The organism is Streptomyces sp. NBC_01808, assembly GCF_035917395.1.
Lineage (GTDB): Bacteria > Actinomycetota > Actinomycetes > Streptomycetales > Streptomycetaceae > Streptomyces.
The window spans coordinates 3,137,945-3,157,037 of the sequence record NZ_CP109072.1; the positions used below are offsets into that span (position 1 = coordinate 3,137,945).

A 19,093-nucleotide genomic window follows, 5' to 3' on the forward strand; every position below is an offset into this window, starting at 1 on the left:
AGGCGTAACGGCACTTGGTTCCGGAATGCGGCATTCGGCCGTCCATGTCAGCCTGATGGAGGGCCCGAACCCCCCTCTCTCACTAGGAGTGACCAGAATGGGCGCATTCGACAAGGCGAAGGACATGGCCGGTGAAGCGGCCGAGAAGGCCAAGCAGGCCGCGCATAAGGCGCAGCAGAGCCGCGAGCAGAAGCAGGAGTCCGGCCAGGACCCTTCGCAGCGCGCCAAGGAGGGCGCGGAGCAGGGCCGCGACCGTATGAAGGACGACCGCGACGAGCGCGACGACAAGCGGGAGCAGCGCTGATACGGCGTCGTTGAGCCACGCCCGAGGGGCGCACCCCACGCCGGGTGCGCCCCTTTGCCGTTGTCCCGCGCCGGGCGCGTACGAGCGCGCGCGGGTCTGCCTTCAGCGCGTACGGGCGTAGAGCGTACGGGCGTTCGCCCCCGCCGCCGTACGCGCCTGGCCCCCGCCGCGCGCTACCGCTCCGGCGTCTCCCGCAGCGCCCGCGTGCGCTCGTCCGCCGCGCCGCCCGCGCCGACAAGCCCGCCGCGCGCCGCCCGCGTGGCCGCGAGCCGGGGCGCGAGCTTGCGCATCTCCCGCCGCCCCAGCGGCCCGGTGACGAGCGACGGCAGCGCGCCGCGCACCGACTGCATGCCGCGCAGCCACCACTGGCCGTAGACGTGCGGCGAGCGCCGCTCGATGCCCGCGACCAGACGGTCGACGGCGGGCGCCAGCGGATAGGTCTTGTTGGACGGCCACGGCAGCCGCGCGCGCATGTCGCGCAGCACCTCGTCCTCGTCGGCGCCGCGCACCATGTCGGTGTCGGTCCAGCTCAGATAGCCGACGCCGACGTCCACGCCCTGGTGCCCGACCTCGCCGCGCAGGCAGTGCGCGAACGCCTCCACGCCGGACTTCGACGCGCAGTACGCCGCCATCATCGGCGCGGGCGTGACGGCGGCGAGCGAGGCGATCTGGAGGTGGTAGCCGCGGGCGCGGACGAGTGCGGGCAGGAAGGCGCGGGCGGTGGCCACGCTGCCCAGCAGGTTGACCTCGATGACGCGGTCGAAGGAGCGGGCGTCGGAGTCGAGGAACGGGCCGCCGGTGGCGACGCCCGCGTTGGCGACGACGACGTCGACGCCGCCGAAGTGCTCCTCGACCTCGGCGGCGGCGCCGGTCATCGCGTCGTGGTCGGTGACGTCCGCGTACCAGTGGGCGGCTTCGCCGGGGAGCGAGTCGGCGACCTTCTTCAGCTCGTCCGGCTCCAGCCCGACCAGCGCGAGCCGCGCCCCGCGCGCCGCGAGCCGGCGCGCCAGCAGCGCGCCGACGCCGCGGGCGGCGCCGGTGACGACGACGGTCCTGCCCTCAAGCCCGTGCCGGCGGCTCATGCGCCCGCCTCCTCCTTCTCGACGGCCGCCGCGGCGGCCGGACCGGCAGTCTCCCCATCGGCCGGGTCGCCGGCCGCCTCCGCGCCCCCTTCAGCCTGCGCCTCCTCCGGCGCTCCCGCCAGGTGGTCGCGTACGAGCCCGCGCAGCACCTCCGCGACCGCGTACGGCGCCTCGATCGGCGTCATGTGCCCCAGCCCGGGCAGCTCGGTGAACCCCGCGCGCTCCGGCAGCAGCTCGTCGATCTTCCGCGCCAGCTTCACCGGCGTGAGCAGGTCGGCGCCGCCGTGCACCACCGCGGCCGGCACCGGCATCCGCGCCACCTCCGCGTCCAGGTCGAGCGCGGCCAGCACCCGCCCCCACGCGCCGCGCGCCCTGCGCGGGGTGGCGAAGACGATCCGTACGCTCGCCTCGATCTGCGCCGGGGTCGCGCCGCGGCCCAGGATCGCCGGGCCCAGCACCTTCTTCGACAGCGGCGTCACCGGCCCCATCGGCAGCCGCGAGACCAGCAGCGCGCGCTGGATCGCGGAGCGCAGCGCGCGGGCCCGCAGCGGCACCACGCGCGACTCGGGCACCAGCCCCGAGCTGCCCGTGCTGCACAGCAGCACGGCGGCGGCCCGCTCCCGCAGGTACGGGCGGCCCGCGGCGGCCATCAGCGTCATGCCGCCCATCGAGTGGCCGCCGATCACGGCCTTCTCGCCGGGCGCCAGCGCCGCGTCCAGCACGGCGCCGAGGTCGTCGGCGAGGGTGGCGGTGTGGTAAGAGCCGTAGCTGCCGGCGGGGCTGCGGCCGTGGCCGCGCTGGTCGTACACGACGACGCGGTAGTCGGGCGCGAGCTGCCGGACGACCGGCGCCCAGAAGGCGGTCGAGCAGCACCAGCCGTGCGCGAGGACGACGGCGGGCGCGGCCTTCGGGCCGTGCTCCTCGACGTACAGCCGGGTGCCGTCGGCGGAGACGGCGGTCAGCTCGCGCCGCGGTACGGGCGGGGCGTACGGGCCGGTGGTGACGTGCATGAGCCGGGTCATCGGACGGCCTCCTCGCCATGCCGCGCCGCGCCGGACCGCCGGGCACCGGGCACTCCTTCACCGGTGGGCAGCTCCCCTTCACCGGTACGCAGCACCTCGTACTCCTCCGGATGCACCCTCCTCGTCACCCTCCGGAACTCGGTCGTCGTGCCCGGCCACACGGTCGTGTTGCGCCCGTTGGCGTCGAGGTACCAACTGTCACAGCCGCCGGTGTTCCATACCGTGCGCTTCATCCGTTCCTGCACCCGCGCGTTCCACTTCTTCACGGCGGACGGGCGCGCGTCGAGCGCGACGCGGCCGCCGGGCTTGCCGAGGCGGCCGAGTTGGCGTACGAAGTCGGCCATGTAGGTGAGCTGCGCCTCGATGATGAGGATCATCGAGCTGTTGCCGAGGCCGGTGTTGGGGCCGATGATCGTCAACAGGTTCGGGAAACCGGCCGCGCTGGCGCCCCGCAGCGCCTCCATCCCGCCGCTCCACGCCTCCGCGAGGGTGGTGCCGTCACGCCCCTTGATGCGGTCGGCGATGGGCATGTCCGTGACGTGGAAGCCGGTGCCGAAGATGATCGCGTCGGCCTCGGTCTCGGTGCCGTCGGCGGCCACGAGGGTCGATCCGCGCACCTCCTTCAGACCGGAGGCGACGACGTCGACGTTGGGCTGGGCGAGCGCCGGATAGTAGTCGCTGGACAGCAGGATCCGCTTGCAGCCGATGCGGTAGTCGGGGGTGAGCTTGCGGCGCAGTGCGGGGTCCTTGATGGCCCGGCCCAGGTTCCGCTTGGCCAGGCCCTCCACGAATCCCAGCTCGTCGGGGTGTTTGGTGAACGCCCCCACCTGGAGTTCGCGGATGCCCCACAGGATGCCGCGGCGCAGCTTGGCGGTCGCGGGTACGCGCGCGTGCAGCCACCGCTCGGGGCCGCTGATGGCGCGGTCCACCCGCGGCAGCACCCACGGCGGGGTGCGCTGGAAGACGGTGAGCCGGGAGACTTCGGGCTGGATGGACGGCACGATCTGGATGGCGGAGGCGCCGGTGCCGACCACGGCGACGCGCTTGCCGCCCAACGGCACGTCGTGGTCCCAGCGCGCGGAATGGAAGACCTTGCCGGGGAACGTGTCGAGGCCGGGGATGTCCGGGACCTTCGGGTCGGACAGCGGGCCGGTCGCGGAGACCACGACGTCGGCGGCGAGTTCGCCGCGCGCGGTGTCGATCTCCCAGTGCAGCTCGTCGTCGTCCCAGCGGATGCCGCGTACCTCGTGGTCGAAGCGGATGTGCTGCCGTACGCCGAAGACGTCGGCGACCTGCTCCAGGTAGTCGCGGATGTGCCGCTGCCCTGAGAAGGTGCGCGGCCACTCGGCGTTGGGCGCGAAGGAGAACGAGTAGAGGTGGGAGGGGACGTCGCAGGCGCAGCCCGGGTAGCTGTTGTCCCGCCAGGTGCCGCCGAGCGTGCTCGCGCGTTCCAGCACGACGAAGTCCGTGATCCCCTCCCGGCGCAGCCGTACGGCGGCGCCCAGACCGCCGAAGCCGGAGCCGATCACCGCCACCCTGACGTGTTCACGCGTCATCGCCGTCGTCCTCCCAGCCGTGGAGTCGATTGCGCCAGCATTCACTGGCACGATGAAGCGTAGGGCCTGCCCTTACCGATGGGTAGGGGGCCGGCGCGATCGACTTCCGCCCGGGGACGGGGTGTCGGTGGGAGGTCCTACCCTGGTGGTCGGGGCGTACGGCACGGACCTGCGAGGACGGCCGGAGACCGGCGGAAGGGCCGGCGACGGACGGGCGAAGACCCGCGAAGGACCAAGGGAAGACCGGAAGAAGACCGGCGGAGGGACAGACGGTGGGACGCGAATACCGGACGGAGGAGCTGGCCGAGCGCGCCGGCATCACCGTCCGCACCCTGCGCTTCTACCGCGAGCGCAAGCTCCTCCAACCGCCACGCCGCGAGGGCCGTATCGCCTGGTACGGGGAGGGCCACCTGTCCCGGCTGCGGACGATCGCCGCGCTGCTGGACCGCGGCCACACCCTGGGCGGCATCGCCGAGTTGATCTCCGCCTTCGAGAGCGGCCGGGACGTACGGGGCGCGGCCGAGCTGCTCGGCCTGGAGGAGACGCTGACCAAGCCGTGGTCGGAGGAGACCCCGGTGCGCATCACGCCGGAGGAGCTGGCCGACCGGTTCGCGGGGGAGGTGTCGCCGGAGAACCTGGCGACGTCCATCGACATGGGCTACGTCGCCGTGGAGGGCGAGGAGTTCATCCACGTCAGCAGGCGGCTGCTGGACGCCTCGTCGAAGCTGGTGGCCAGGGGCGTACCGCTGGCCGCCGTGCTCGCCGCCGCCCGCGAGGTGCGCGCGCACGCCGACGACCTGGCCGAGCTGTTCACCGCGCTCATACGGGCGCACGTGCTGGCCGACGTGATGGAGACGCCGGCGGGCGAGCTGACGGGCGAGCAGGTGGAGCGGCTGACGGACGCGCTGGAGCAGTTGCGGCCGGTGTCGATGGAGGTGCTGGAGACGGAGGTGGCCATGGCGATGGACCGGCGGGTGCGCAAGGAGTTCGAGGAGTGGAAGCGCACGCGCGCCGGGTCCACCGCGGAGGAGCCGGAGAGCTGAACCGGCCGGTCCGGCACCGGCGTTCGGGGACCCCGCACTCAGGCCGCGGGCGGCACGTCGCCGGAGGTCAGGTCCGGTGCCGTGGCGCGGGCGGGGGGTGACCGGGCTCGGTCACGCGGTCCCGCGGGCGTTCACCGGGGTTCCGCCAGCCACCAACGGGCCTTGTAGATCCCGCTGTCGGGGAGCTTGAACACGCCTTCCGGGTTGTGGGCCGACACCGTCGTCGTCCACCACGTCTTGCCGAGGCCCGGCTCCGGCACGGTCGTGACGACCCGGCCGCTGCCCTGCACGTCGCTGACCGCCTTCACGCTGCGCCGGCTGATCTGCGCGGCGCCGGCGAAGTCCTGGCTGAACTCGCGCCGGCCGATGTCGTACTGGTACACCCCGTAGTTGGTGGTCAGCCACAGCCGGCCGGGGCGGCTCGCGACGAGGCTGAGGTCGTGCCCGCCGGCCCGCACGCCGTCGGGGTGCGGCAGCGCGGCGCCGTCGACGCGGGTGAGCGTGGGCGCGGCGGGGGTGCCGCCGACCCTGAGGGCGATCAGCTCGTCGTAGCCTATGGCCCACAGCAGGCCGTTCGTGTTGTCCCACTGCAGCCCGTGTGCGTCGTCGAAGCGGTACTCGAAGTACGTGTCCGTCGCCGGGCCCTGCGAGGCGGCGTAGAGGCGGATGGTGTCGCCCGTGCTGCCGGCGACGGCGACGTTGCCGTCGGGGAGCAGCTCGATGCTGTGCGGGTTGACCGAGTCCGTACCGCCGGCGAGGGCACCGGCCCAGTAGCGCCGTCCCGTGGGCACCTCGACGACGGCGGCGAAGCCGAACGAGGCGCTGGTGAGCAGGTACGTACGGCCCCTGTGGCGGCGGGCCTTGGCCTCGTCGACGTACGTCCAACTGGCCTGCGGCACCAGGTCGGCGTACCGCTCGTCGCCCTCCGGCGAGAACGCCCAGCGCACGGCGTCCGGCGAGTCCCACGGCAGCCGGGAGTCGAGGACGAGGACGCGGCGGGACTTCTGGTCGGTGACGGCGACGGGCGGGGTGGGCTTGCCGCCGGCCGCGTGCGCGGCGGCGGCGGGGAGCGTGGCGGCGGCGCCCGCGCCGAGCGCGGTGAGCAGGGCCGTACGACGGGTGGGTCTGCCGGTCATGGGCACTCCTGACGGGTTGCTCTGATCAACATCATCCGCACAGTGCCACGTGGAACGACGGGAAGTAAGCCCTTGCGGTGGCTGGTTGGTGAATTCTGCGCATCTGTCCCACCCGGTGACCGTTGTCAGTGGCCGCCCGTACAGTGGCGAACGTGACCAGAGAAACGGTGGCGGACCCCACCGCAGAAGAGCCGGTGGAGAAGCGGCTGGAGTCCCACCGCATCGAGCTGACCGGGTATTGCTACCGCATGCTCGGCTCCGCCTTCGAGGCCGAGGACGCGGTCCAGGAGACGATGGTGCGCGCCTGGAAGGGCTTCGAGCGCTTCGAGGGCCGCGCGTCGATGCGCTCGTGGTTGTACCGCATCGCCACGAATGTCTGTTTCGACATGCACGGCAGCCCTCAGCGCCGCGCCCGCCCGATGGACCTGTCGTCCCCCGGCGCCGCCACCACGCCCCCGGAGGCCGCCCTCGGCGCGGCCCTCCCGGAGGCCACGTGGCTGGAGCCGATGCCGGACACGAAGGTGCTCCCCGCGGGCGGCGACCCCGCCGAGGTCGCGGCCCAGCGCGACTCCGTGCGCCTCGCCTTCGTCGCCGCGCTCCAGCACCTGCCGCCGCGCCAGCGCGTGGTGCTGATCCTGCGGGACGTGCTCGCCTGGAAGGCGAGCGAGGTCGCGGAGCTGCTGGAGACCTCCGTGGCGTCGGTGAACAGCGCGCTGCAGCGCGCCCGCGCCACCCTGGCCGCCGAGGCCCCCGCCGGCAGCGAGCCGGCCAAGCCGCTGGACGCGGACCAGCAGCGCTTCCTCGAGCGGTACGTGGACGCCTTCGAGCGGTACGACCTGGATGCGCTCACGGCGCTCATGCGCGAGGACGTCATCCTCTCCATGCCCCCGCTGCCGCTCTGGCTGCAGGGCCCGGAGGACATCCGCACCTGGTTCCTCGGCACCGGCGCGGTCTGCCGCGGCTCCCGCCTGGTCCCCTGCTCGGCGAACGGCATGCCGGCCTTCGCGCAGTACCACCCGGATCCCGAGAGCGGCGGTCACCGCGGCTGGGCGATCCAGGTCCTGGAGATCGAGGACGGCAAGGTCACCCATATGAACAGCTTCCTGGGCGTGGACCGGCTGTTCCCGCTCTTCGGCCTGCCGCTGGTGCTGGAGGACTGAGCGACCGGACCGCCGAACCCGGCGGGGGAGCCCTCCGGGACCGCCGGCACGCCAAGGCGCCCCGGCCCGCTCCGGCACGTCCACTGCGAGCCCGATCTCTACGGCCCGATTCGCCAGGGCTCGTTCGCTCCCGCGCGTCCGCCCATGCCCGGTCCGGCGCAGCCTCGTCCCCTATGGCCCGCCCGGCGAGGACTCGGCCCGGGTCTGCAGCAGTGTGCGCTCCTGCGCGTTGCGCGTCAGCTCCGCCGCCCGCGCGAACTCCTCCCGCGCCTCCTCCGCCCACCCCAGCCGCCGCAGCAGGTCGCCGCGCACGCTCGGCAGCAGGTGGTAGTCCTTCAGCGCCGGCTCGTCCGCGAGCCCGTCGACGATCCGCAGCGCGTCCTCCGGCCCGTACGCCATGGACACCGCCACCGCCCGGTTCAGCTCCACCACCGGCGACGGCGCCACCCGCGCCAGCGCCTCGTACAGCCGGACGACCTGCCCCCAGTCCGTGTCCTCCGCCCGCGGCGCCCGCGCGTGGCAGGCGGCGATCGCCGCCTGCAGCGCGTACGGCCCGGGCCCCGGCGCCCCCGCCGCGACCAGCGACTGCGCCCGCGCCAGCGCCGCGAACCCGCGCCGGATCAGCAGGTGGTCCCACCGCCCGCGGTTCTGCTCCAGCAACAGCACCGGCTCGCCGTCGGGTCCGGTGCGCGCCGCCGCGCGCGACGCCTGGATCTCCAGCAGCGCCGCGAGACCGTGCACCTCGGGATCCTTCGGCATCAGCCCGGCCAGCACCCGCACCAGCCGCAGCGCGTCCTCGCAGAGCCCCGGGCGCATCCAGTCGTCGCCCGTGGTCGCCGAGTAGCCCTCGTTGAAGATCAGGTAGATGACCTCCAGCACCGACTCCAGCCGCTCCGCCCGCTCCGGCCCCTGCGGCTGCTCGAACGGCACCTCCGCCTTCGCCAGCGTCCGCTTCGCCCGTACGATGCGCTGCGCCACCGTCGGCTCCGTGACCAGGAACGCCCGCGCGATCTCGTCCGTCGTCAGCCCGCCCAGCAGCCGCAGCGTGAGCGCCACCCGCGCGGGCGTGGACAGCACCGGGTGGCAGGCCGTGAAGACCAGCCGCAGCAGGTCGTCCTCGATGTCGTCGTCGAGGACCGCGGCGAGCTCCGCCTCGCCCTCCGGCCGGCGGCTCTCCAGGTCGTGGCCGATCTCGACCAGCTTGCGCGCGTAGCGCTCCTTGCGGCGTACGAGGTCGATGGCCCGCCGCCTGGCCGTGGCCATGAGCCATGCGCCGGGGTTGTCGGGCACGCCCGACTCGGGCCACTGCTCCAGGGCCGCGACCAGCGCGTCCTGCGCCAGCTCCTCCGCCACGCCGATGTCGCGCACGATACGGGCCACGCCCGCGATGATCCGCGCGGACTCGATCCGCCAGACCGCCGCCACGGCGCGGTCGGCGGCCCCCCGCGCGGCGGCGGGCGGCCCCGGTACGTCCTCCCGCCGGGCGCGGGCGTCCTGCGAAGCCGTCACAGCCCCACATCAGAACAGCCCGCCCCGGCCGAAGGCAACTCTCAACGGCCCTGACCCGGGCCGTCACCTGCGGCTACGGCTCCATGATCTCCCGCAGCTCCAGGGTGATGGTCCACTCCTCGCCGTGCACCTTCAGGAACCGGTTGGCCCACTCCAGGGCCTCTTCCTTCGACTTGACCTGGGCGATGAGATAGCCGCCGACCAGTTCCTTGGACTCGGTGAAAGGACCGTCGACCACGGAGAGCTTCCCGTGGTCGGAGACGACCCGTACGGCCTCCTCTTCGGGCTTCAGCCCGGCCGTGTCGAGCAGCACGCCGGACTTGGTCATCTCCTCCAGCAGCTTGCCCATCTCGTCCATGATCTCCTGGCTGGGCATCCCGTCGGCGGGGCTGTTCTCCAGGTCCGGCTCGATCAGCATCATGTAGCGCATCGCGCGTCTCCTCGTTCTCGTCACGGGCGGCCCGGTGCCGTCCTTCTGCCCATGCGTCGAACGGCACCCTGCCGGATCGACACCCCGCCGGAAGTTTTTTCCGCGGCCTCAGCGCGCCACGAACTCGACCCGGAACATCCGGGGCCAGTACTTGCCGGTGAGCAGGAACTCGTCGCCGCCGGGGACCGCGGCGATCCCGTTGAGCTCGCGCGCCCCGGCGCGCAGCTCGGCGGGCTCCAGCAGCCCCGCCGCGTCGATGTCGGCGGTGACGGCGCCGGTGTCCGGGTCGATACGGACCAGGGTGTCGGTCTGGTAGACGTTCGCGTAGACGCTGCCGTCGGGGGTGCACTCCAGCTCGTTGAGCTGGTCGACGGGGGTGCCGGCGCGGGTGACGTCCACGTGTCCTGTGGGCTCGAACGTCTGCGGGTCGCGGAACGTGAGCCGGGAGCTGCCGTCGCTCATGACGAGCCGGCCGCCGGTGCCGCCGTCCGTACGGTCCTGGCACAGGCCCCAGCCCTCGCCCTCATAGCGCACGCGGCGCAGCTCCTTGAGGGTGTCGGCGTCGCGCTCGATGGCGATGCCGTTCTGCCAGGTGAGCTGCCAGAGCCGGGGGCCGACGAGGGTCAGGCCCTCGCCGAAGAGCGGGGCGGGCAGATCGCGGCGGACGGTGGGGGTGCCGCCGACGGGGCCGCGGCCTACGGAGGAGCTGCCCTCCAGTCCCGTGCCCTCGTAGAGGACGTCCCCGCGCAGCTCCAGGCCCTGCGTGAACGCCTCGGCGTCATGCGGCAGGCGTTCCAGCACCCGTACCCGCAGCTCCTGTACGTCCTGGTCCGTGGGAGCCGGGCTCCTGCCGTTCCCTCCCCCGCCGGCTACGCCCTCACTGGCGGGGGTGCCCCCATTGGCCGCCGCCTCGGGGTCCCCCGTCGAGCACGCGGCCAGCGCCGCGGCGAGGAGTGCGGAGGCGGTCACGGCGATGCGGCGCATGGAGCCACCTTGGCACAGCCGCCGCACAGCACGGCGGCGGGGCGGCTTCGGTGTCACCGGAGGGGGTGACGGAGGCGGGTGCTACCGGGGCGGGGGCGCCGGCGATCGCCGCCGTGCCGGTCGACGTGGCCAGGCGGGGTCCTGGCGGGCCGGATAAGCGGGAGCAGCCGGCGTGGTGCGGCGCCAGGGCGGCGCCGCCGGACGCGGCGGCAGCGGCGACGATGAGCGCCGCCACCGCGGGTGACGGGCCCGCGGGGGCGGCGTTCTCCGGCGCCGGGACCCGGGGTGCGGGGGTCTCGGGCGCCGGGGTGTGGGGGGCGGTGGGCTCGGAGGTACGGAGCTCGCCGCCCCGGGGCGCGGCGGGCGCGGCGCCGGCACGACCCGTTCCGGCACGGCCGGCCCCGGCGTGAGCCGCGTCCACGCGACCCGCTTGGGCACGGCCGGATTCAGGCACACCTGTCCTGAACACATCCGTCCCGGGCCAGTCGGTCCCGCGCGCCTCCGGTCCGGCCTCCGCGGCCGGGTCGGTCTCGTAGAGCGCCGCCGCCGCTGCCGCGCCCGCGTGGTACGCGGGAGTGGGCGCGGGTACGGAGCCGGGCGCGGCCCCGGTCCCGGCCGGGACCGGGGCGGCGAGCCCCGGCGGCTCGGCCGGTGCGACCGGCTCGGGCGGCGCGGCGGGGGCCGGCACCCTGCCGGTGACCGGCGCCGCGGCCTCGTCCGCCGGCGCCGCGGTGGTCCCCGTGGCCGGGGCGCCGGCCGGCTCCGGCGGCGTACGGTGCGCCTGGACCGTCAGCTCTATCAGCCCCGCAGCCGCGACCACGCCGGCCCCGATGGCGAGCAGGGCGCCCAGTGCCCCGTACCGCACCGTCTCGCCCAGCGCCGTGACGCCGACCGCCGCCGCTATCACGGGGTTGACCACCGTCAGCGTCGCCAGCGGCGCCGACAGCCCCGCGCCGCGGTACGCCGCCTGCGACAGCAGCAGCCCGGCCGGGGCGAGGATCGCGATCATGCCGATGGCCAGCGGGTCGGTGAAGTCCGCGGTGACGTCCTTGGTGAACACCGACGCCATGCCGAACGCCGCGCCCGAGGCCACCGCCAGCGTCACGCTGCGGGCCGCCACATGCCGGATCCGGGTGCCCGCCAGCGTCAGCACGGCCAGCACGCCCACCGTCGCCACGGCCAGCGCCAGCGCCGTCGTCCCGCCCAGCTCCCGTGACTCGACGGGGTCGACCAGCATCAGGAGCACCACGAGCCCCACGGTCGACAGCAGCGCCCCGCGCCAGGCGGCCCGCCCGGCGCGGCGGCTGAAGAAGATCGCCGCCATCGGCAGCGCGAAGACGATGGTCAGCGCGCCCAGCGGCTGGACCAGGCTCAGCGGCCCGTAGGCGAGCGCCACCACGTGCAGCAGCGCGCCCGAGGCGTTGAGCACGACGGAGGCCCACCAGCTCCCGCGGTGCAGCGGCGCGAACGCCCCGCCCGCACCGTCGGCGTCGGTGGTGGTGGCCGCGACACGCTCCTGGACGAGTGCGGCGCCGGCGTACGCCACCGCTGACACCAGCGAAAGCAGCACCGACAGCATGAGTGGGCTCATATAGCAACGATCCCGCGATCGATGACGAAAGTCGTCATCCTGGCGGATGCTCTGGGTCGTACTGCCGGAGCAGTACGACCGCCGTGGGAACCCCTCCCGGGTCGCATTCCACGCCCATAACGGCCCGGGCCGAAAGCCGACTACCGGCCGGTAGCCGGGGCGCGGGCCCGTAGCGGAGGGGCGCCGCTCACGGCCAGGTGTAGAAGCCCTGCCCCGTCTTGCGCCCCAGCTCGCCCCGCGCGACCTTCGCCCGCAGCAGCTCCGGCGGCGCGAACCGCTCCCCCAGCGTCTCGCGCAGGTGCTCGGCGATGGCCAGCCGGACGTCGAGCCCGACCAGGTCCGTCAGCCGCAGCGGGCCCATCGGGTGCTTGTAGCCCAGCTCCATCGCGGTGTCGATGTCCGCGGGCGCCGCCACGCCCTCCTCGGCCATGCGGATCGCCTCCAGGCCCAGGGCCACCCCGAGCCTGCTGCTGGCGAAGCCCGGCGAGTCCCGTACGACCACCGCCGTCTTGCCCAGCGTCCGCGTCCAGCCCCGCGCCGCCGCCAGCGCCGCGGCACCGGTCTCCGGCGCGGTGACCAGCTCCACCAGCTCCGAGGCGGGTACGGGGTTGAAGAAGTGCATGCCGAGGAACCGCCCAGGCCGGCCGAGGGCGGCGGCCAGCTCGGCGACGGACAGCGAGCTGGTGTTCGTCGCCAGCACGACGTCCGGGCCCACCGCCCGCTCGGCGGCGGCGAGCACCCGCGCCTTCAGCCCGGCGTCCTCGGGCACCGCCTCCACCACCAGCTCAAGACCCGCCTCCGCCGGCAGCTCCGCGACGGAGCCGACGGCCCGTATCCGCGCGCACACCTCGTCCGGGTCCACCCCCGCGGCCAGCCGGCCCCGCTCCGCGGCCCGCCGCAGCGCGCCGGCGACCCGCGCCACCGCGGCCGCCGCCGCGTCCGCGCCGCTCTCCACGATCACGACGCGCGACCCGGCGGTCGCGAACGACTGCGCGATCCCCGCGCCCATCCGGCCGCCGCCGACGACCGCCATGGCGCGGGGCGCCTCGGCCCCGGGCTCGTCGGGCGCTGTGCTGTGCTCCGTCATGTCGTACGTCCTGTCGTACCTCTTGACTGGGATCCGGCCGCTCCGCAAGCTAACCGAATGATCGGTCGGGCCACAAGGGGAGTCAGGTGGTGCAGCGCATGACCTCGCCGCACGACGGCACGACGGTGTTCGCGGCGGACGCCGCGGCCCGCCGCCACGGCATCGAGCTGCTGGAGGCCGCGCCGGGCGCCGCGACACTGCGGATGGCGGTCACGGCGGAGATGGCCAACGGCCACGGCATCGCCCACGGCGGCTACGTCTTCCTCCTCGCCGACACCGCGTTCGCCTGCGCGTGCAACAGCCGCGGGGTCGCCGTCGCGGCGGGCGCGGACATCACGTACGCGGCGCCCGCGCACGTCGGGGACGTGCTGGTGGCGCGGGCGGAGGAGCGGGTGCGCTTCGGGCGGAACGGGGTCTACGACGTGCGGGTGCTGCGCGGCGCCGAGGTGATCGCGGAGTTCCGCGGCCGGAGCCGTATCGTCCGCGACCCGTCGACGGGCGCGCAGGGACCGCGCGGAGCCGGCGGCGGCAACGGGGCGAACGGCGAGCACGAGGGGACAGGACCGGAGGGACGAGGGTGAGCGATACGACGACCGGCACCCCCGCCCCCCTGCTCGACGACGGCGAGCGCATGACCCCCGGCGAGCTGGCGGCGTACCAACTCGACCGCCTCCGCGCCACGCTCCGCCACGCGTACGACAACGTCCCCCTCTACCGCCGCACGTTCGACGCCGCAGGCGTCACCCCCGACGACTGCCGCACGCTCGCCGACCTCGCCCGCTTCCCCTTCACCACCAAGGACGACCTCCGCGAGGGCTACCCCTTCGGGATGTTCGCCGTCCCCGTCGCGGACGTCCGCCGGCTGCACGCCTCCAGCGGCACCACCGGTCTGCCCACCGTCGTCGGCTACACGGCGGCCGACCTCGACACCTGGTCAGGACTCGTCGCCCGCTCCATCCGCGCCGCGGGCGGCCGGCCCGGGCACCGGGTGCATGTCGCGTACGGCTACGGGCTGTTCACCGGCGGCCTCGGCGCCCACTACGGCGCGGAACGCCTCGGCTGCACCGTCATCCCCGCCTCCGGCGGGATGACCGCGCGGCAGGTGCAGCTCATCCGGGACTTCGCGCCCGAGGTCATCATGGTCACGCCCTCCTACATGCTCACGATCATCGACGAGTTCGAGCGCCAGGGCCTCGACCCGCGCGCCAGCTCGCTGCGCGTCGGCATCTTCGGCGCCGAGCCGTGGACGGAGGAGATGCGGCGCGAGATCGAGGAGCGGGCCGGCCTCGACGCGGTGGACATCTACGGGCTCTCGGAGGTGATCGGGCCCGGCGTCGCGCAGGAGTGCGTGGAGACCAAGGACGGGCTGCACGTGTGGGAGGACCACTTCCTGCCGGAGGTCGTGGACCCGGTGACGGACGAGGTGCGGGCGGCGGGCGAGGGCGGCGAGCTGGTGTTCACGTCGCTGACGAAGGAGGCCATGCCGGTCGTCCGCTACCGCACCCGCGACCTCAGCCGGCTGCTGCCGGGCACGGCGCGGCCGGCGTTCCGGCGGATGGAGAAGGTCACCGGGCGCTGCGACGACATGATCATCCTGCGCGGCGTCAACGTCTTCCCGAGCCAGATCGAGGAGATCGTGCTCCGCACCCCCGGGGTGGCGCCGCACTTCCAGTTGCGGCTGACCCGGGAGGGCCGTCTCGACCGGATGACGGTACGGGCCGAAGCCCGGCCGGGGGCGCCGGTGGAGCAGCGGACGGCGGCGGGCGAGGCGATAGCGCGGCGGGTGCGGGAGGGCGTGGGGGTGGGCGTGGAGGTGGAGGTCGTGGCGCCGGAGACGCTGGAGCGGTCGGTGGGCAAGATCCGCAGGGTGGTGGACGAGCGGGAGGGTTAGGCGGTACGGGCGCTACCCCCGAACTCCGCCACGGCCCCCGGTGCAGCCCCCGCCGCGGCTCAGCGGGCCGCGACGCCCTCCGCCTGTTCGCCGTCCCGCGCCGTCCGCAGCGGCTTGGCGAAGCAGCGGCTGTCCTGCTCGAAGCGGTAGTAGCCGAACTTCTCCGTCGGCTCGTACCCCTCCGACAGATACAGCGCTATGGCCTCCGGCTGCTTGTTGCCCGTCTCCAGCACCATCCGCGACCGCCCCGCGGCCCGCGCGCTCTCCTCCAGCGCCGCGAGTATCAGCCGGGCAAGACCGCGCCCCCGGGCCTCGGGGACCACGTACATCCGCTTCAGCTCGGCGTCCCCGACCCGGTGCCCCTCGGGGGTCCCGTCCATGGCCCGCCAGCCGCCCGTGGCGAGAGGGGTGCCGTCGGCGTCGTACACGAGCAGGTACAGCCCGCGCGGGGGCGTGAAGTGCAGCGGGTCCATCACCGTGTGATCCCCTTCGCCGTACCGCTCGGCGTACTCGAGCTGGACCCGGTCGTTGAGCACGACCGCGTCGGGGTGGTCGTAGGGCACGGGGACGATCTCCATGACGGCAATGGTACGAAGCCGCCGCCGGGTGCCGAACCGGGCATCACGGTGCAGGTAACCGGACCCGGAGACCGCGAGGGGGGCAAGCGGCCATACTTTGGGACCGTGGAGGAGAACAAAGGTCTGAAGGTCACGCCCGTCAACGCCGCCGCGATGGACCCGGCCGCTCTGCCCGGCCTCGTACCGTCGCCGCCGGACGAGAAGGAGAAGGAGCAGGACGAAGCAGAAACGACCGACGAGAAGAAGGAATCCGAGGACTCCGCGGACGCCGCGGACGACGACAGCGACAAGGACGAGGCGGACAAGGCCGAGTCCGCCGAGAAGGACGCCGAAGGGGACGACGACAAGGACGCCGACGAGGACAAGGCGACCGCGTCCGGGGACTCCGAAGCCGACGACTCCGATGACTCCGATGACTCCGGCTCCGACGCCGACGGCCCCGTCTTCGAGGCCGCCGACCGCCGCGGCTCGGTGACCGTCGACAGCACCGGCGTCCGCTTCCAGCTCGACGACACCGAGGCCGAGTTCACCTGGCCGGAGATCGGCGCGGTCGAGTACAAGACCTCCCGGTTCGGCCGCCGCCTCGTCCTCAGCGTCCACGACAGCCGCGGCATCTGCCCGGCCGAAGTGGAGGCCCCGGACAAGGCGACGCTGAAGACGTGGGCGGCCGACCTGGAGTCGGCTCTCGACGCCTACTTCGAGGATTCGTCGTCGTAACCGCCCGCCGGTCGTAGGCCCGCCGGAGAGGGGTCACATACGTACGGAAGCGAACTAATCCGACCCGGGCGGCTCCCGCGGTGCCGTCGCCACCCCCGGCCCGCGGCGCCGCCGCCACGCCCCACCGACCAGCGCCACGGCGCTGAAGCTCCCGTCCGCCACCCGCCGCGCGGTCTCCTCCCACTCCCGGAGCACGCGCCGCCGCCCACCGGGGGTGGCGGTCCACGCATCGCGCGTCACGACCGGCCCGCCGTACGCGGGATCCCAGGTCAGCGCATGGAAGGGGCCGATGCCGGGCACCTGGGTGGCCAGCATGTGCACGGTGCGCCGGTGGTACCACTTGCTGACGGTGGTGACGGACAGCCCGGCGGCCAGCGCCTCGTGCACGTACGGCAGCGAGAACGCGACGTTCTCCCAGGTGTTCGCCGACCTGTCCTCACACCGGATGACCTCCTCCGGCACCCCGCGGGCCACCAGCAGCCGACGGAACTCCCCCGCCTCGACGACGCCGTCGTGCCGGTTCACTCCCCCGGTCAGGATGACCAGGGGCGCCAGCCCGCGGTGGTGGCGCTCGGCGACGATCTCCACGGGCTGGCCGAACTGGTTGGTGCCGAAGACGAGATGCGCGGTCGCCCGCCCGGCGGGCGGCGGTGCGGAGACGTCCACGTACGCGGTGATCTCGGTGATCTCCCGCGCGCCGAGCCGGCGTTCGCTCAATGCATGCCCCTCGCGGACGGCCTCAGAGGGGGACGGCCACCGCGTTGAAGGTGGTGTCCGGTTCCTGGGGGGACGTGAAGCGGGCGTTAACCAGATAGAGGCGGTCGCCGTGGCGGGCCGCCGTGGTGGGGACGTCGAAGCGGGGGTCCGTGATCGTGTGGTGCAGGGTGGCGGTGCGTATCGCGCGGTCGAGACGGAAGGCCGCGACCAGGTTGTCCCGGTTGCGGACCACGTACAGCGTGTGGCCGACGCGGGCAAGGCCGTCGCCGTTGGCGACGTCCGCCGCGCCGTGCAGCGCGATCTCCGTGGCGTGGCCGGTCCGCGGGTCGACGTGGTACAGGCGGCCGGGGTTGCTGCTGACGACGATGAGGCCGCGGCCGTCGGGGGTGTCGACGATGCCGTTGGCGTTGATGACGCCGGGGGTCTGTACCCAGTCGCCGGTGAGCGGGAGGGCGCGGACGGCGCCGGAGCGGCCGCGGGGGACGGCGTACAGGACCGCCTCGTTGGAGTCGGTGAACCAGGCGCTGCGGCCGAGGAGGACGGTGTCGTTGACGAAGTGGCCGGTCGGCGGCGTCAGCGGGTGGGTCGCGACCACGGCGCCGGTGCGGGCGTCGATGACGCCCGCTGTGCCGCCGGCGCCGCCGGCCACGTACAGCAGGCCGTCGCGGTCGAGCTTCAGGCCGATGGACGCCGTGCCGGGGGCGCCGGCGTGGATGACCTCGGTCGCGCCGGTGCGCAGGTCGGCGCGGAGGATGGCGCCGTTGGCGCGGGAGCCCATGTAGGCGTACGGGCGGCTGCCGATGGTGATGCCCTCGGGGAGCCAGCCGTCCGGGAGCGGGAACTCGGTCGGCCAGTCGCCGCCGGCCGGCCTGCTGGTGCCGTACGGCCTGGTCGTACCGTTCGGCCTGGTGTTGCCTGACGGCCTGCTCGCGCCGTACGCCGCGCCCGTGCCGGCGGCCGTCGCGGCCGTGAACGCCGCGCCGGCGGCGACGCCGAGGAGCAGGCGGCGGGAGAGTCTGGGGTGGTTCGGAGCCATGGTTGCGGGCCTTCCGTGACAGTGGACGGCAGGAGTGTGCGCACCTCGGTAACTCTGCGAACTCTCGACACAACGGATCGTCCGCGCCCCGGAGTTCCCCACGTGAAGCGCCCCCGGGCGAAGTGCCCTGTATGAGGTTCCGCACGCGCGGTTCCCCGCGCGCCCCCGCCGCGCCTGCCTGAGAAGATGACCCCATGCCGCCCCCCGAAGCATCGCCCCAGCGCAGCGCCATCGGCGTCCGCGACGTGGCCGCGCTGGCGCGGGTGTCGCCGACCACGGTGTCCAACGTGCTGTCGGGCAACCGCCCCGTCAGCGCGGCCACCCGCGAGCGGGTGCACTGGGCGATCGACCAACTCGGTTACCGCCCCAACCTCTCCGCCCGCAACCTGCGGCTGCGCCGCGCCGGCCTGATCGCCGTCGCCGTACCGGAGATCGACATCCCGTACTTCGCCGAGCTGACCCGGCACGTCGTCCAGGCCGCCCGCGAGAGCGGCTACACGGTGCTCATCGACCAGACCGAAGGCCGCCTGGAAGCCGAGCGCTTCGTGCTCAGCGGCATGAACCCCGGCACGGTCGACGGCGTGCTCTTCAGCCCTCTCGGCATCGAGCGGCACGAGTTCGACAACCGGCGCGGCAGCACCCCGCTGGTGCTCCTGGGCGAGCGCATCACCGGCACCGGCGTCGACCACGTGGCGATCGACAACGTCGCCGCGGCCGCCGACGCCACCGCGTACCTGCTGGGCCGCGGCCGCCGCCGCGTCGCCGCGCTCGGCCACCAGGAGCCGCACGGCGGCGGCACGGCGCCCCGCCGGACGGAGGGCTACCGCCGGGCGCTCCAGGCCGCGGGCGTGCCGTACGACCCGTCGCTCGTCGTCCACACGCCCTCGTACCACCGCCGCGACGGCGCCCTGGCCATGGCCGCCGCCCTGGACCGCGGCGCCCGCCCCGACGCGGTGTTCTGCTACACCGACCTCCTCGCGCTCGGCGCGATCCACACCCTGCACGAGCGCGGGCTGCGGGTGCCGGAGGACGTGGCGGTCATCGGGATCGACGACATCGACGACGGCCGGTACAGCAACCCGACGCTGACGACGATCGCGCCGGACAAGGCGGAGATCGCGCGGACGGCGCTGGGGCTGCTGCTGGACCGGATCGCGGACGGGGGGCGGGCGGCGCGGCAGGTGGTGGCGGCGCACAAGCTGGAGGTCAGGCGGAGCGCGTGAGGCGGGGGCGTACGCGCGGACGCGCAC

Annotated in this window: 19 protein-coding genes; 7 read left to right on the plus strand and 12 right to left on the minus strand. The window is 74.2% G+C overall.

The annotated features are described in order from the left end of the window. Positions 1 to 97 precede the first annotated feature (97 nt). A complete protein-coding gene (locus OG946_RS13360; RefSeq protein WP_326796330.1) occupies positions 98 to 304 on the plus strand; it encodes a hypothetical protein in 207 nt (68 codons plus the stop codon). Positions 305 to 477: 173 nt separating this feature from the next. Here OG946_RS13360 and OG946_RS13365 read toward each other — a convergent pair whose 3' ends face one another. The 3 genes from OG946_RS13365 to OG946_RS13375 are packed head-to-tail and all read right to left on the minus strand — an operon-like array spanning position 478 to position 3,964. Next, entirely contained in the window at positions 478 to 1,386 is a 909-nt protein-coding gene (locus OG946_RS13365) for an SDR family oxidoreductase (protein ID WP_326796331.1), read from the minus strand. Further along, positions 1,383 to 2,408 carry an alpha/beta fold hydrolase gene (locus OG946_RS13370; protein WP_326796332.1) on the minus strand — a complete coding sequence of 342 codons (1,026 nt, stop codon included), beginning with the start codon at positions 2,406 to 2,408 and terminating at the stop codon, positions 1,383 to 1,385. The genes OG946_RS13365 and OG946_RS13370 overlap by 4 nt, the downstream gene beginning before the upstream one ends. Then, positions 2,405 to 3,964, minus strand: coding sequence for a flavin-containing monooxygenase (locus tag OG946_RS13375; RefSeq protein ID WP_326796333.1), 1,560 nt, complete (start codon positions 3,962 to 3,964; stop codon positions 2,405 to 2,407). The genes OG946_RS13370 and OG946_RS13375 overlap by 4 nt, the downstream gene beginning before the upstream one ends. A 272-nt stretch (positions 3,965 to 4,236) precedes the next feature. Here OG946_RS13375 and OG946_RS13380 point away from each other — a divergent pair, with 272 nt between their 5' ends. Then, entirely contained in the window at positions 4,237 to 5,007 is a 771-nt protein-coding gene (locus tag OG946_RS13380) for a MerR family transcriptional regulator (protein ID WP_326796334.1), read from the plus strand. A gap of 131 nt (positions 5,008 to 5,138) precedes the next feature. On the opposite strand, the gene OG946_RS13385 is transcribed toward OG946_RS13380, so the two are convergent. After that, entirely contained in the window at positions 5,139 to 6,143 is a 1,005-nt protein-coding gene (locus OG946_RS13385; protein WP_326796335.1) for a DUF6528 family protein, read from the minus strand. Between the two features lie 167 nt (positions 6,144 to 6,310). On the opposite strand from OG946_RS13385, the gene OG946_RS13390 reads away from it, so the two are divergent. Continuing rightward, positions 6,311 to 7,303: a sigma-70 family RNA polymerase sigma factor gene (locus tag OG946_RS13390; protein ID WP_442814612.1), complete on the plus strand. Its 993-nt coding sequence runs from the start codon at positions 6,311 to 6,313 to the stop codon at positions 7,301 to 7,303. Between the two features lie 171 nt (positions 7,304 to 7,474). Here the strand turns inward: OG946_RS13390 and OG946_RS13395 are convergent, their stop codons facing one another. From OG946_RS13395 to OG946_RS13415, 5 genes are all read right to left on the minus strand, one after another. Beyond that, the gene (locus OG946_RS13395) at positions 7,475 to 8,812 is read right to left on the minus strand and encodes an RNA polymerase sigma factor (protein WP_326796337.1); all 1,338 of its coding nucleotides are present in this window, start codon (positions 8,810 to 8,812) and stop codon (positions 7,475 to 7,477) included. 73 nt (positions 8,813 to 8,885) lie between these two features. After that, the gene (locus OG946_RS13400) at positions 8,886 to 9,242 is read right to left on the minus strand and encodes a YciI family protein (RefSeq protein WP_326796338.1); all 357 of its coding nucleotides are present in this window, start codon (positions 9,240 to 9,242) and stop codon (positions 8,886 to 8,888) included. Between the two features lie 108 nt (positions 9,243 to 9,350). Beyond that, complete coding sequence (locus OG946_RS13405) at positions 9,351 to 10,226, minus strand: glutaminyl-peptide cyclotransferase (RefSeq protein ID WP_326796339.1); 876 nt, start codon at positions 10,224 to 10,226, stop codon at positions 9,351 to 9,353. Further along, positions 10,120 to 11,817 carry a DMT family transporter gene (locus tag OG946_RS13410; RefSeq protein ID WP_326796340.1) on the minus strand — a complete coding sequence of 566 codons (1,698 nt, stop codon included), beginning with the start codon at positions 11,815 to 11,817 and terminating at the stop codon, positions 10,120 to 10,122. Before OG946_RS13410 ends, OG946_RS13405 begins: the two co-directional genes overlap by 107 nt. Before the next feature lie 187 nt (positions 11,818 to 12,004). Continuing rightward, positions 12,005 to 12,904 carry a 3-hydroxyacyl-CoA dehydrogenase family protein gene (locus OG946_RS13415; RefSeq protein WP_326796341.1) on the minus strand — a complete coding sequence of 300 codons (900 nt, stop codon included), beginning with the start codon at positions 12,902 to 12,904 and terminating at the stop codon, positions 12,005 to 12,007. A gap of 86 nt (positions 12,905 to 12,990) precedes the next feature. On the opposite strand from OG946_RS13415, the gene paaI reads away from it, so the two are divergent. After that, a complete protein-coding gene (paaI, locus tag OG946_RS13420; protein ID WP_326796342.1) occupies positions 12,991 to 13,485 on the plus strand; it encodes a hydroxyphenylacetyl-CoA thioesterase PaaI in 495 nt (164 codons plus the stop codon). Between the two features lie 50 nt (positions 13,486 to 13,535). Continuing rightward, complete coding sequence (gene paaK, locus OG946_RS13425; protein ID WP_326800239.1) at positions 13,536 to 14,795, plus strand: phenylacetate--CoA ligase PaaK; 1,260 nt, start codon at positions 13,536 to 13,538, stop codon at positions 14,793 to 14,795. A gap of 59 nt (positions 14,796 to 14,854) precedes the next feature. On the opposite strand, the gene OG946_RS13430 is transcribed toward paaK, so the two are convergent. Beyond that, complete coding sequence (locus tag OG946_RS13430; protein ID WP_326796343.1) at positions 14,855 to 15,373, minus strand: GNAT family N-acetyltransferase; 519 nt, start codon at positions 15,371 to 15,373, stop codon at positions 14,855 to 14,857. A 105-nt stretch (positions 15,374 to 15,478) separates the two neighbouring features. Here OG946_RS13430 and OG946_RS13435 point away from each other — a divergent pair, with 105 nt between their 5' ends. Beyond that, positions 15,479 to 16,090, plus strand: a complete 612-nt coding sequence (locus OG946_RS13435; RefSeq protein ID WP_326796344.1) for a hypothetical protein — start codon at positions 15,479 to 15,481, stop codon at positions 16,088 to 16,090. A gap of 54 nt (positions 16,091 to 16,144) precedes the next feature. On the opposite strand, the gene OG946_RS13440 is transcribed toward OG946_RS13435, so the two are convergent. Both OG946_RS13440 and OG946_RS13445 read right to left on the minus strand, forming a co-directional pair. Then, a complete protein-coding gene (locus tag OG946_RS13440; protein ID WP_326796345.1) occupies positions 16,145 to 16,807 on the minus strand; it encodes a YdcF family protein in 663 nt (220 codons plus the stop codon). 22 nt (positions 16,808 to 16,829) lie between these two features. After that, complete coding sequence (locus tag OG946_RS13445) at positions 16,830 to 17,843, minus strand: SMP-30/gluconolactonase/LRE family protein (protein WP_326796346.1); 1,014 nt, start codon at positions 17,841 to 17,843, stop codon at positions 16,830 to 16,832. Positions 17,844 to 18,037: 194 nt separating this feature from the next. Here OG946_RS13445 and OG946_RS13450 point away from each other — a divergent pair, with 194 nt between their 5' ends. Then, positions 18,038 to 19,066: a LacI family DNA-binding transcriptional regulator gene (locus OG946_RS13450; protein ID WP_326796347.1), complete on the plus strand. Its 1,029-nt coding sequence runs from the start codon at positions 18,038 to 18,040 to the stop codon at positions 19,064 to 19,066. Positions 19,067 to 19,093: the final 27 nt, after the last annotated feature.

Excerpts from the sequence above, each read along its gene's own strand:
- OG946_RS13360 (WP_326796330.1), top strand. The coding sequence starts at position 98 with ATGGGCGCATTCGACAAGGCGAAGGACATGGCCGGTGAAGCGGCCGAG.
- OG946_RS13365 (WP_326796331.1), bottom strand. The coding sequence starts at position 1,386 with ATGAGCCGCCGGCACGGGCTTGAGGGCAGGACCGTCGTCGTCACCGGC.
- OG946_RS13370 (WP_326796332.1), bottom strand. The coding sequence starts at position 2,408 with ATGACCCGGCTCATGCACGTCACCACCGGCCCGTACGCCCCGCCCGTA.
- OG946_RS13375 (WP_326796333.1), bottom strand. The coding sequence starts at position 3,964 with ATGACGCGTGAACACGTCAGGGTGGCGGTGATCGGCTCCGGCTTCGGC.
- OG946_RS13385 (WP_326796335.1), bottom strand. The coding sequence starts at position 6,143 with ATGACCGGCAGACCCACCCGTCGTACGGCCCTGCTCACCGCGCTCGGC.
- OG946_RS13400 (WP_326796338.1), bottom strand. The coding sequence starts at position 9,242 with ATGCGCTACATGATGCTGATCGAGCCGGACCTGGAGAACAGCCCCGCC.
- OG946_RS13405 (WP_326796339.1), bottom strand. The coding sequence starts at position 10,226 with ATGCGCCGCATCGCCGTGACCGCCTCCGCACTCCTCGCCGCGGCGCTG.
- OG946_RS13410 (WP_326796340.1), bottom strand. The coding sequence starts at position 11,817 with ATGAGCCCACTCATGCTGTCGGTGCTGCTTTCGCTGGTGTCAGCGGTG.
- OG946_RS13415 (WP_326796341.1), bottom strand. The coding sequence starts at position 12,904 with ATGACGGAGCACAGCACAGCGCCCGACGAGCCCGGGGCCGAGGCGCCC.
- paaK (WP_326800239.1), top strand. The coding sequence starts at position 13,536 with ATGACCCCCGGCGAGCTGGCGGCGTACCAACTCGACCGCCTCCGCGCC.
- OG946_RS13430 (WP_326796343.1), bottom strand. The coding sequence starts at position 15,373 with ATGGAGATCGTCCCCGTGCCCTACGACCACCCCGACGCGGTCGTGCTC.
- OG946_RS13445 (WP_326796346.1), bottom strand. The coding sequence starts at position 17,843 with ATGGCTCCGAACCACCCCAGACTCTCCCGCCGCCTGCTCCTCGGCGTC.
- OG946_RS13450 (WP_326796347.1), top strand. The coding sequence starts at position 18,038 with ATGCCGCCCCCCGAAGCATCGCCCCAGCGCAGCGCCATCGGCGTCCGC.